Origin of the sequence: Streptomyces sp. NPDC032940 (assembly GCF_040636935.1) — a bacterium.
Lineage (GTDB): Bacteria > Actinomycetota > Actinomycetes > Streptomycetales > Streptomycetaceae > Streptomyces.
Genome location: NZ_JBEZVJ010000013.1, coordinates 40,422 through 52,375, shown reverse-complemented (window position 1 = coordinate 52,375; position 11,954 = coordinate 40,422). Strand labels below are relative to the sequence as shown.

Below are 11,954 nucleotides of genomic sequence, written 5' to 3'. Positions count from 1 at the left end.
AGGTCAAGTTGGGACAGCTCGGGGCCGCCGGAACCGGCAGGTCAGGGAGTGCGCGGGATCACCGGGACCGGGGGTGCGGAGTAGTCGGCGGAAGCCGAGGGGGTCACCCTGCCGCCCTGTTCCGGTCCGGTGGAGGCGGGCGGCGGCACCTGCTCGGGGCTGCTGCCCGAGGATGCGCCCCGGTAGACCGCCGCGAAGGCCAGCGCGACCATGCCGACCCCCATCACCAGGGCGAGCATCCAGGCGACGGGCCGGTGCCAGCGGACCTGCTTGCCGGAGGCCGGTGGTGCGCCGTACGGGCGGTCCAGAAGGTCGCGGTAGTCGTCCGGGTCGTCGAGGTCGGGATCATGGCCGAAATCGCCGTACCCGTCGTCATAGCGCTCGGCTCTGGAGCGGCCGCGGCGGGCCGCCTCGGCCTCGGTGGCCTCGGCTCTGGCCTCGGCGGCGGCCAGGAGGCGTTCGACGGCGGTCGGCTCGTGCACCGCGGCCGCCTGTACGAAGGCCTCGTCGAAGACCACGGAGGCGAACTCTTCGTCCGACACCCCGCGGTCGTGTTCGTCGTCGGGCTCCCAGCCGTCAGGGAACGGCCTACCCCCCACGTCCTCCGGCACGGGTCCAGAGTAGACCTGGGGGGTCGATTTGGGCAGACGGCGGGGAAATTCATCCGGTGGGTGAGATGCCCCGTTCGGATCAGTGGCGCCCGGTGGGGCGCGTGCCGTTCACATATGCCCCCGGCGTGCGCCTCAGCGCCGTACGTGTCCGTCGCCGGTGACGATGTACTTGGTGCTGGTCAGCTCCGGCAGGCCCATCGGGCCCCGGGCGTGCAGCTTCTGCGTGGAGATGCCGATCTCGGCGCCGAAGCCGAACTGGCCGCCGTCGGTGAACCGGGTGGAGGTGTTCACGGCGACGGTGGTGGAGTCGACCAGCTGGGTGAAGCGGCGGGCGGCCTGCTGCGAGGTCGTCACGATGGCCTCGGTGTGGCCGGAGGTCCACAGCCGGATGTGCTCGACGGCCTTGTCGAGGGAGTCCACGACCGCCGCGGCGATGTCGTAGGACAGGTACTCGGTCTCCCAGTCCTCCGGCGTGGCCTCCACGACGGTCGCCTTGGTGTCCTCGGCGTGCGCCATGACCCGCTCGTCGGCGTGCACGGTGACGCCGGCCTCGGCGAGGGCGTCCAGGGCGCGGGGCAGGAACGCGGCGGCGATGTCCTGGTGGACGAGGAGGGTCTCGGCGGCGTTGCAGACGCTGACGCGCTGGGCCTTGGAGTTGATCAGGATGTCCACGGCCATGTCGAGGTCGGCCTGTGCGTCGACGTAGACGTGGCAGTTGCCGGTGCCGGTCTCGATGACGGGGACGGTGGACTCCTGGACGACCGTGTTGATCAGCGAGGCGCCGCCGCGCGGGATGAGCACGTCGACCAGGCCGCGGGCGCGCATCAGCTCGCGGACGCTGTCACGGCTCTCGCCGGGCACCAGCTGCACGGCGTCGGCGGGCAGGCCGGCCCCGCCGACGGCGTCGCGGACGACCCGCACCAGGGCGGTGTTGGACTGGTAGGCGGAGGAGGAGCCGCGCAGAAGCACCGCGTTGCCGGACTTGAGGCAGAGGGCGGCGGCGTCGACGGTGACGTTGGGCCGGCCCTCGTAGATGATGCCGACCACGCCGAGCGGCACCCGGACCTGGCGCAGGTCGATGCCGTTGGGAAGGGTGGAGCCGCGCACGACCTCGCCGACCGGGTCGGGCAGCGCGACGACGTCGCGGACGTCGGAGGCGATGGCGCGGACCCGTTCCGGGGTCAGGGTGAGCCGGTCGATGATCGCCTCGCTGGTCCCGGCGGCGCGGGCCTTGGCGACGTCCTGGGCGTTGGCCTCCACGATCTCGCCCGTCCGGACCTCCAGCGCGTCCGCGACCGCGAGCAGGGCGTCGTCCTTCGCGGCCCGCGGCAGCGGCGCGAGGTCGGCCGCGGCGGCCTTGGCCCGGTAGGCGGCCCGGGTGACCGGGGACATCGAGTCGTACGGCGAGAGCGTGGTCATGGAGGGAAGCGTAGTAGGCCGGACGGGGCCGTTCACCGGCCGTCCCACACCGCGAGATGGGTCAAAACGGGTGAACGCCGACGGGGGTCGCGGGAGCGGGTCCGTAGCCCGCGGCGATGCGCTGGTGGTAGGTCGACCGGTCGATGACCTCGAGGCCGACGATCTCCCAGGGCGGCAGTCCCGCGGTCTGCCGGTGCTCGCCCCACAGGCGCAGGGCGACGGCGGCGGCGTCGTGCAGGTCGCGGGCCTCCTCCCAGTACCGGATCTCGGCGTGGTCGTCGGCGTAGCGGCTGGTCAGCAGGAAGGGGTGGTCGTGGGCGAGCTGCTCCAGGGCGCGGCGCACCTCGGGGAGCGGGGCGCGGGCGCCGGAGACGCTGAGGGTGACGTGCCACAGGCGCGGGGTGTGCGGCGGCTCCTCGCCGCGGAAGCGGTCGCCGGCCGCGACGCTCGTCAGGGCGCGTTCCTCGCCGGCCGCGCGGGCGCCGCCGCGGGCGCCGGTGGCACGCGGTCCGCTGCCGCCCCGGGAGCCGGTACCACCGCGGGACGCCGCCGTCCCAGGGCGCACTCCGCTCACGACGGCCTCCTTCACGCACACGGCTGGGCCCGGCGGTCGGCCGGGCGTGTCCCTGAGGAAAGTTGAGCAGGCCGCGAGAGATCCTGTGGCGGTTTTGCGGAACGTCCACCGCCGATTCGGGGACGTTTCGACCTATTACGGATGCAGGATCACCAGATCGTCCCTGTGTACGACCTCGCGTTCGTACGCCGGCCCGAGCTCGCGCGCCAGCTCCCGGGTGGAGCGGCCGATGAGCCGGGGGATCTCCTTGGCGTCGAAGCCGACGAGGCCCCGGGCCACCGGGTGCCCCTCGCCGTCCCGCAGCTCCACGGGGTCACCCGCGGCGAAGTCGCCCTCGACGCCGGCGATGCCGGCCGGCAGCAGCGACTTGCGGCCCTGGACCACCGCGCGCACGGCGCCGTCGTCCAGCACGAGCGCCCCGCGCGGGGCGGAGGCGTGCTGGAGCCAGAGCAGCCGGTCGGTGGAGCGCTTGCCGGTGGCGTGGAAGTAGGTGCCGGTGTCCCCGCCGGCCAGGGCGTCGGCGGCGTGGACCGCGCTGGTCAGCACCACGGGGATGCCGGCGGCGGCGGCGATGCGGGCGGCCTCGACCTTGGTGACCATGCCGCCGGTGCCGACCCCGGCCTTGCCGGCGCTGCCGATCTCGACGTGGGCGAGGTCGGCCGGGCCCCGTACCTCCGCTATCCGCGAGGTGCCGGGCCGGCTCGGGTCGCCGTCGTAGACGCCGTCGACGTCGGAGAGCAGCACCAGCAGGTCGGCGCGGACGAGGTGGGCGACGAGGGCGGCGAGCCGGTCGTTGTCGCCGAAGCGGATCTCGTCGGTGGCGACGGTGTCGTTCTCGTTGACGATCGGGAACGCGCCCATCGCGAGGAGCTTGTCGAGGGTGCGGGAGGCGTTGCGGTGCTGGGAGCGGCGGCTCATGTCGTCGGTCGTCAGGAGCACCTGGCCGACGCGGACGCCGTGACGGGCGAACGATGCGGTGTAACGGGCCACCAGCAGTCCCTGGCCGACGCTGGCGGCGGCCTGCTGCCGGGCCAGGTCCCTCGGGCGGCGGCGCAGGCCCAGCGGGGCGAGGCCGGCGGCGATGGCGCCGGAGGAGACGAGGACGACCTCCTTGTCGGCGCCGCGCACCTTGGCGAGGACGTCGACGAGCGCGTCGACGCGGTCGGCGTCCAGGCCGCCCGCCGCGGTGGTCAGCGACGAGGAGCCGACCTTGACGACGATCCTGCGGGCCTCGCCCACGGCTTGCCTTGCCCCTGCCACTGTGCCGTCTGCCCTCTCGCCTCTACGGCGCCGGTCCGGGCGCCCGCCAGGCAATCTACGCGAAGCGGCTCCCCCACCGCGCCACGGTCCAGGCTGCGGACAGAGCCGGCGGCTCCCCGCCAAGACTCCGCGCACCGCACAGGGTGCCACCGGGGAACCCCAACGCTCCCGGCCCAGGACGGAGCTCCGCGCGACGCAGAAGCCGGCGGGCGCCCCGGCGCGGGACGAGGCGCCGGCAGACGGCAGACCGCAGACCGCAGACGGCAGACGGCAGACGGCAGACGGCAGACGGCAGACGGCAGAGCGTCCGCCCCGGTGAAGCACCGCCCAGAAGGGCCGCTGCTGTCGCCGACGCGTCACAGGACGGCGCCGCCCCACAGGGCCGACGGGCCGCCGCCACCGGGGGCGGCCACTGAGAACGCCCCGTCACCCGAAGCCGTCGTCGGCACCGGCGTGCGCGCTCAGCCGTTGTTGTGGCGCCAGCCCTGCCAGGCCGAGTCGATCATGTCGTCCAGGCCGTGGCGGGCGGTCCAGCCCAGTTCCTCGCGGGCACGGTCGGCCGAGGCCACGACGCGGGCCGGGTCGCCGGGCCGGCGCTCCGTCACCTGCGGGACGACGTCCTCCTTGCCGGCCACCTTGAGAATGCGGTCCACCATCTCCCGGACCGAACTTCCCTCACCGCGCCCGATGTTGAGGGTGAGCGCCGTGCCCTCGGGGGCGTCCGCCAGGCGCCGGGCCGCCGCGAGGTGGGCGGAGGCGATGTCCTGGACGTGGATGTAGTCCCGGACGCAGGTGCCGTCGGGCGTGGCGTAGTCGTCGCCGAAGACGCGCGGGGCCTCGCCCGCCTCCAGGCGCTCGAAGACCATGGGGATGAGATTGAAGACGCCGGTGTCGGCCAGCTCGGGACCGGCCGCGCCGGCCACGTTGAAGTAGCGCAGGGAGGCGGCGCGGATGCCGTGGGCCCGGGCGGCGGCGTTGATCAGCCACTCGCCGACCAGCTTGGTCTCGCCGTAGGGGCTCATCGGCAGACAGGGCGTGTCCTCGGTGACGAGGTCCACGTCCGGCATGCCGTAGACCGCGGCGGACGAGGAGAAGACGAGACGGCCGGCGCCGCCGGCCGTCATGGCCTCCAGCAGGGTCTGCAGGCCCGTGACGTTCTCGCGGTAGTAGTGGAGCGGCCGCTCGACCGACTCGCCCACCTGCTTCTTGGCCGCGATGTGCACCACGCCTGTCACAGCATGGTCACGAATCACGCTCTCCAGCAGGGGACCGTCCAGCACGCTGCCGACCACCAGCGGCACGCCCGAGGGCACCCGGTCGGCGCGGCCGGTGGACAGGTCGTCGTACACGACCACGCTCTCACCGCCGTCGACCAGGGCGCGCACCACATGCGCACCGATGTATCCGGCTCCGCCCGTGACCAGCCAGCTCATCCTCATGCCTCCCTGATTTCCGTCTCGAGATGCAGACTCGTCCGTGCGCAACGGAAAATCGAGTCGGGCACAAAGGACAGAAGCCAGAAACGGTGCATCCGCATCGAACGTGAGGAAGTTCAAACCTGACGCCGCCCGGCCCGGCCGCCCCGCCGCCGCCCCGCTTTCCGTGCGGTGCGCGGCCCGCGCCGGCCGGCCACCGTGCCCACGGAAACTTCATGTGAATCCTTTACGCTGATGCGGCGGCGCGCTCGGGCCTCCCGACGCTCGGAGCGTGCTCCGGTCCCAGCCCGCGCTCCCGTGGTCCAGTCTCGGAACAGGTTGTAAGGATGCCCAAGCTCTCTCTCGTCGTTCCCGTGTACAAGGTGCGGGGGTACCTCCCCGAGTGCCTCGACTCCGTGCTGGGTCAGGACTACACGGACTTCGAGATCGTCGCGGTCGACGACTGTTCGCCGGACGGATCGGGCGCCATTCTCGATGAATACGCACAGCGGGACGAACGCATTCATGTGATTCATCTCACGGAGAATGTGGGCCTGGGGCGGGCGCGCAACGCGGGACTGGAAAAGGTCCGGGGTGAATACGTCCTCTTCCTCGACAGCGACGACACGCTGTCCGACGGAGCGCTCAGAGCGATAGCGGACCGTCTCGAGGCCACCGGGAATCCCGAGATCCTGGTCTACGACTACGCCCGCACCTACTGGGACGGCAGCGTCCGCCGCAACGCGCGGGCGGACCTGCTCACGCAGGACGGCCCCGACGCGTTCCCCCTCGCCGACCGGCCCCAGCTGCTCGACCTGCTGCAGATAGTCTGGAACAAGGCGTACCGGCGTGACTTCGTCACCCGGGCCGGCCTCACCTTCCCGCCCGGGTACTACGAGGACGCCCCCTGGACGTTCGGCTCGATGATCAGCGCCGGACGGATCGCCGTACTGGACCGGGTCTGCGTCCTGTACCGGCAGCGCCGCGAGGGCGGCAACATCCTCAAGACGGTCAGCCGCAAGCACTTCGACGTCTTCGCCCAGTACCGGCGGGTCTTCGCTTTCCTCGACGAGCACCCGGAACTCGACCGCTGGCGCGCCCCGTTGTTCCGCAAGATGGCCGACCACTACCTGACCATCCTGGAGCGCCCGGGCCGGCTGCCGCGCGACGCCCGTGCGGAGTTCTTCCAGCAGGCCGCCGCCGACTACCGCGCGCGCCTGCCCGAGGGCTTCGAGCCGCCGGCCGGCCCCCGCCGCCACAAGTACGCGCTGCTGCACCGCGGCTCGTATCCCGTGATGGCGAGCGCGCTGACCGCGCTGCGGCTGCGGCAGGGCGTGCGCAGCCGCGCGCGCAGCACGCTCGGCCGGTCCAAGCGCGGCGCGATGGAGGTCTTCTACCGCTCGCAGCTGCGACTGCCGCTGGACGAGAACCTCGCGGTCTTCTCGGCCTACTGGAGCCGCAGCGTCTCCTGCAACCCCGCGGCCATCGACGCCGAGGTGGGCCGGCTGGCCCCCCACATCCGCCGGGTGTGGGCCGTGCGGGCCGACGCGGTGAAGCACGTGCCCGAGGGGGTGGAGTACGTACGCGTGGGCTCACGGGCCTACTGGGCCGCGGTGGCGCGCGCCAAGTACCTCGTCAACAACGTGAACTTCGGGGACACGGTGGTCAAGCGCGAGGGCCAGATCCATGTGCAGACCCACCACGGCACCCCGCTCAAGACCATGGGCCTGGACCAGCAGAAGTACCCGGCGTCCACGAGGATGGACTTCGCCAAGCTCCTGCAGCGCTGTGACCGCTGGGACTTCAGCATCAGCTCCAACCGGTTCACGACCAGCGTGTGGGAGCGGGTCTACCCCAGCGCGTACACCACGCTGGAGACCGGCTACCCGCGCAACGACATCCTGCTCACCGCCGGTGCCGAGGAGGTGCGCGCGGCCCGCGAGGACCTGGGGCTGCGCCCGGGCACCACGGCGTTCCTCTACATGCCCACGCACCGCGAGTACCAGAGCGGGTTCGTGCCCCGCCTGGACCTGGAGCGGCTCGCCGAACGGCTGGGCCCGGACGTCACGCTGCTGGTGCGCGGCCACTACTTCTACGGCGGCACCTCCCGGCTCTCCGAACTGAAGTCCGCCGGGCGGATCGTCGACGTGTCGGAGCACCCGTCGGTGGAGCGGCTGTACCTCGCCTCCGACGCGCTGATCACCGACTACTCGTCGGCCATGTTCGACTACGCCAACCTGGACCGTCCCATCGTCGTCTTCGCCGACGACTGGGACACCTACTCCGTGGTCCGCGGTACCTACTTCGACGTGCTGCGGCAGCCTCCGGGCGCCGTCGCCACGACGCAGGAGGAACTGACCGACCTGCTCCGCACCGAGGGGTGGCGCGACGACCGCGCCACCGAGGCGCGGGCCCGGTTCCGTCGACGTTTCTGTGATTTCGACGACGGGCACGCAGCCGAACGCGTCGTTCGGCACGTCTTCCTCGGTGAGCCGCTTGCGGACCTGCCGCCGATCGTGCCATTGAACGAACGTGTGCCCGCTCCGCCGCCCGGCCCGGACGTCGCCGCGTCCGACCCGATATCCGTTCTTTAACCAGAGGTAGCTGCTGCTGTGTCCCAGCGTCACGACAGAACGCCCGACATCAGCGTCGTCGTCATCGTCTACAACGACGCGGATCGTCTTCCGACAGCGGTGCAGTCGGTCCTCGACCAAACCCTGCAGAACGTCGAGGTCATCGTCGCCGACGACCACTCCACCGACGGCTCCTTCGAGGTCGCCCAGAGACTGGCCGCCGCCTCGGACCGGGTGCGGGCCATCCAGCTGGCCGAGAACAGCGGCGGCTGCGGCGAGCCCCGCAACCAGGGCATCGCCGTCGCCCGCGGGCGCTACGTGATGTTCCTCGACAGTGACGACACCCTCGAGGTCAACGCCTGCCGCAACATGCTGGACGCCGCCGAGCGCACCGGCGCCGACCTGGTGTCCGGCCTGTGCCTGCGCGTCCACACCGACAGCCGGACGGGCAAGACGGCCAAGTGGTACCAGTGGCTGTACCGGCAGACCCGCACCTTCGACTCGGTCGCGGAGATCCCGGACCTCCTGGTCTTCGACACGCTGTCGACGAACAAGTGCTACCGGCGCGAGTTCCTCCTCGACAACGACCTGACCTTCCCCCGCGGCATCCACTACGAGGACCTGCTCTTCTCCGCCCAGGCGTACCTGGCGGCGTCGCGGATCACCCTGATCCCGAACACGGTCTACCACTGGAACGTGGTCGAGAAGACCGAAGAGAAGTCGATCAGCAACCGCCGGCACGAGATCAACAACTTCGCCGACCGGCTGGAGATCCACCGCAGGATCGACCGCATCCTCGCCGAGCAGGGCCACGACGACCTGAAGCTGCACAAGGACACCAAGTTCCTCAAGCACGACCTGGTCCTCTACCTGCGTGACCTGCCCTTCCTGGACGACGACTACCGGCACCGCTTCGCGGAGATGGCGGGCGGCTACATCCGGGACTTCCCCGAGGCGGCCTACGCGGAGCTGACGCCGATCCACCGGCTCTGCGCCTACCTGCTGCTGCGGGAGGACTGGGAACACCTCATGCCGGCCATCGACACGCTCATCAACAAGAGCAAGGTCTCCAGCCCGCTGCTGGAGAGCGACGGCCGGGTCTACTGGTGTGCCGAGCACCTGGACGACCCGATGGGCCGCGCCGTGCTCGACGTGACCGACCTCGGCTACCACGACAAGCCGGTCCAGCGCCTCAACCTGCGCAACGCGGTGACCCGGTACGCGGAGCAGCCCGCCGGGGTGACCCTCGCGGGCTCCCTGGTCAACCCCCTCGGCGTGATCCCGCCCGGCGCCCGTCTCGAGGGCGAGCTGGAGTTCCGGGCCCGCCGCAAGAGCCTGCAGTCGTTCCGCTTCCCGGTGGGGACGCTGCGCCACGCCGGGGACGCCGTCACCTGGCAGGCCACGGTGCCGCTGGCCAGCAAGCTGCGCCCGGTGGGCCTCGTCGACGACGTGTGGGACGTGCGCATGTACCTCACGGTCGACGGAGAGGTCACCACGAGCCGGCTCACCGTCGGCCGCACCGACATCGAGGGCGCCGGGGAGATCCGCGTCCGGCCGCGACTGGGCCGCATGATGGCCGACCGCATCCGGCCGCACGCCTCGGCCAACGGGCACCTCGCCTTCCGGCTGGCCCAGCACGGCCAGCTCGCGCAGCGCACCTCGACGCTCGTGCAGCGCAACATGCAGAGCCCGCCCGCCCAGGTGGCGAAGAAGATGGTGCGCAAGGTCGCCTCGGTGCGCAAGGACCTCAACTCCGGTCCGCGAAAGATCGAGACCTTCGAGCGCATGATCCGGCTGCTGCCGGTGCGCAAGGGCACCGTCGTCTTCGAGAGCCACCTCGGCAAGCAGTACAGCGACAGCCCCCGCGCCATCTACGAGGAGCTGCGCCGGCGCGGTGTGCCGATCAAACCGATCTGGTCCTACGCCGGCAGTCGCCCCACCGGCTTCCCCAAGGACGTCGAGCTGGTGCGCCGCTGGTCCTGGCCGTACCTCAGGGCGCTGGCGCAGGCCGAGTTCTGGATCGACAACCAGGGCTTCCCGCTGAAGCTCAGCAAGCGGCCGGAGACCACGTACATCCAGACCTGGCACGGCTCCGCGCTCAAGCGCATGGGCTTCGACGAGCCGCACTACCGGATCATGCCGGAGCACGAGCAGCAGGCCTACCAGCGGGCGATCGACCGCTTCGACCACTTCGTGGTGCGCGGCCGGCACGACGAGAAGACGCTCGCCCGGGCCTACCGGATCCCGGAGGAGAAGCTGCTGCGCACGGGCTACCCGCGCAACGACGCCCTGGTGCGGGCCCGCGAGTCGGCGACCGCCGACCCGGCCGCCGAGGAACTCGCCGAGCGCCTCGGCATCCGGCGGGACCTGCCTGTCGTCCTGTACGCCCCGACTTTCCGGGCGCAGAACGGCAAGGTCCGCAAGTTCGAGTTCCCGTTCGACATCGAGGAGTTCGCGGACCGGTTCGGTGACCGCTTCACCCTGCTGATCCGCACCCACTACCTCAACAACGTCACGCTGCCGCCGTCGGTCGCCGGCCGGGTGATCAACGTCAGCGAGGAACCGGACATCACCCCGGTCATGCTCCTGTCGGACGTGCTGATCACCGACTACTCGTCGGTGATGTTCGACTACGCCCTGCTCCAGCGGCCGATGGTCTTCTTCACCTACGACTGGGACGACTACGTCGAGAACAGCCGCGGCACCTACTTCGACCTGTCCGAACAGGCCCCCGGCCCGCTCGCGCACACGGCCGAGGAACTGTTCGACGCGCTGTCGGACCTGGACGCCCTGGCGTCCGGCTGCGAGGGACGGATCAAGGAATTCATGACGCAGTACGGTGAGTACGACCGGGGCGACGCCGCCGCCCGGATCGTCGACCGCTTCTTCGGTTCCGAGGGAGAAGCCCGATGACAGAGCGCGACATCATCTTCGTGGCCAACGAGGTCAACGAACTCGGCGGCGTGGCCCGCTGGCAGGCGCTGATGGCCCGGCTGTTCGCCGAGCGCGGGCACCGCGTGACCATCGTGGGCATCGCCCCGCCCGAGGTGCCGATGGACCTCGGCGAGGACCCGCCCTTCGACACGGTGACGCTGTACGACGTCCGCCCGCCCGGCCGCTGGCAGGCCCGCAACCTGCGGGACCGGGCCAACCTCGCGGCCCGGCGCCGGGAGGCCGCCCGCGAGGCGGGCATGCGGGAGGCGACCGAACGGCTGTCGCGCATCTTCCGGGCCGCCCGTCCGGGCGCCATGATCGTCGTGACCCAGGTGTGGGCCATGGAGTGGGTGGCCGTCGCCGACACGGCCGGTCACCCGGTCATCGGCATGAGCCACGAGTCCTTCGAGTACTCCAAGGGCTCCTCCCGCTTCCAGCGCGTCCAGAAGTACTACAAGGACGTCGACCGGCTGCTCCTGCTGACCCAGGAGGACGCCGACCTGTGGGTGGGCCGCGGCCTCAACAACGTGGGCTTCATGCCGAACCCGCTGCCGATGATGCCCGAGGCCCCCTCCCGGCGGACCGAGAAGGTGGTCGCGAGCATCGGCCGCCTCGGTCACCAGAAGGGCATCGACATGCTGCTCGACACCTGGGCCGAGGCGGCGCCCAAGCACCCCGGGTGGCGGCTGCGCATCTACGGTTCCGGGCCCGACGAGCAGGCCCTGAAGCGGCAGTGCACGGAGCTCGGCCTGGACGGCTCGGTGGAGTGGGCCGGCCAGACCGACGACGTCGTGGGCGCGCTGCACGGGGCCTCGGTGTTCGTGCAGTCCTCCCGCGGCGAGGGCTTCCCGCTGGCCCTGCTGGAGGCGATGGCCTGCGGCGTGCCGTGTGCCGCCTTCGACTGCGCGCCCGGCGTCCGCCAGATCGTGCAGGACGAGGAGGACGGACTCCTCGCCCGGCCCGGCAACACCACGGAGCTGGCGCGGCAGCTGGGCCGCCTGATGGAGGACGCCGAGCTGCGGGACACCATGGGCGAGAAGGCGCGGGCCAACGTGCAGCGCTACTCGCCGTCGGCCATCACCGACCAGTGGGAGGAGCTGTTCGCGTTCCTGGAGCGCTGAGCGGCCACCCGTAGGACCCGCACACCACAGGAGGCGAGAACCGGTCC

Annotated in this window: 8 protein-coding genes; 3 read left to right on the top strand and 5 right to left on the bottom strand. The window is 71.4% G+C overall.

The features are described 5' to 3' along the window. Window positions 1–41: 41 nt before the first annotated feature. The 5 genes from AB0E77_RS18095 to galE all read right to left on the bottom strand — a co-directional run bounded on the left by AB0E77_RS18095 (window position 42) and on the right by galE (window position 5,297). On the bottom strand, window positions 42–611 hold the full coding sequence (locus AB0E77_RS18095; RefSeq protein ID WP_361571430.1) for a hypothetical protein: 570 nt from the start codon (window positions 609–611) through the stop codon (window positions 42–44). Between the two features lie 132 nt (window positions 612–743). After that, window positions 744–2,030 carry a glutamate-5-semialdehyde dehydrogenase gene (locus tag AB0E77_RS18090; protein ID WP_361571427.1) on the bottom strand — a complete coding sequence of 429 codons (1,287 nt, stop codon included), beginning with the start codon at window positions 2,028–2,030 and terminating at the stop codon, window positions 744–746. A gap of 61 nt (window positions 2,031–2,091) precedes the next feature. Then, window positions 2,092–2,604 carry a hypothetical protein gene (locus AB0E77_RS18085; RefSeq protein WP_361571423.1) on the bottom strand — a complete coding sequence of 171 codons (513 nt, stop codon included), beginning with the start codon at window positions 2,602–2,604 and terminating at the stop codon, window positions 2,092–2,094. A gap of 135 nt (window positions 2,605–2,739) precedes the next feature. After that, the gene (gene proB / locus AB0E77_RS18080; protein ID WP_361571420.1) at window positions 2,740–3,843 is read right to left on the bottom strand and encodes a glutamate 5-kinase; all 1,104 of its coding nucleotides are present in this window, start codon (window positions 3,841–3,843) and stop codon (window positions 2,740–2,742) included. 482 nt (window positions 3,844–4,325) lie between these two features. After that, window positions 4,326–5,297, bottom strand: coding sequence for a UDP-glucose 4-epimerase GalE (gene galE / locus AB0E77_RS18075; protein WP_361571418.1), 972 nt, complete (start codon window positions 5,295–5,297; stop codon window positions 4,326–4,328). Between the two features lie 329 nt (window positions 5,298–5,626). On the opposite strand from galE, the gene AB0E77_RS18070 reads away from it, so the two are divergent. Genes AB0E77_RS18070 through AB0E77_RS18060 form a run of 3 tightly spaced genes read left to right on the top strand, consistent with a single transcriptional unit; the run spans window position 5,627 to window position 11,907 of the window. After that, entirely contained in the window at window positions 5,627–7,873 is a 2,247-nt protein-coding gene (locus AB0E77_RS18070) for a bifunctional glycosyltransferase family 2 protein/CDP-glycerol:glycerophosphate glycerophosphotransferase (protein ID WP_361571416.1), read from the top strand. A gap of 18 nt (window positions 7,874–7,891) precedes the next feature. Then, on the top strand, window positions 7,892–10,765 hold the full coding sequence (locus AB0E77_RS18065; RefSeq protein WP_361571413.1) for a CDP-glycerol glycerophosphotransferase family protein: 2,874 nt from the start codon (window positions 7,892–7,894) through the stop codon (window positions 10,763–10,765). Next, window positions 10,762–11,907: a glycosyltransferase family 4 protein gene (locus AB0E77_RS18060; RefSeq protein ID WP_361571410.1), complete on the top strand. Its 1,146-nt coding sequence runs from the start codon at window positions 10,762–10,764 to the stop codon at window positions 11,905–11,907. The genes AB0E77_RS18065 and AB0E77_RS18060 overlap by 4 nt, the downstream gene beginning before the upstream one ends. The last annotated feature ends 47 nt before the right edge of the window (window positions 11,908–11,954 follow it).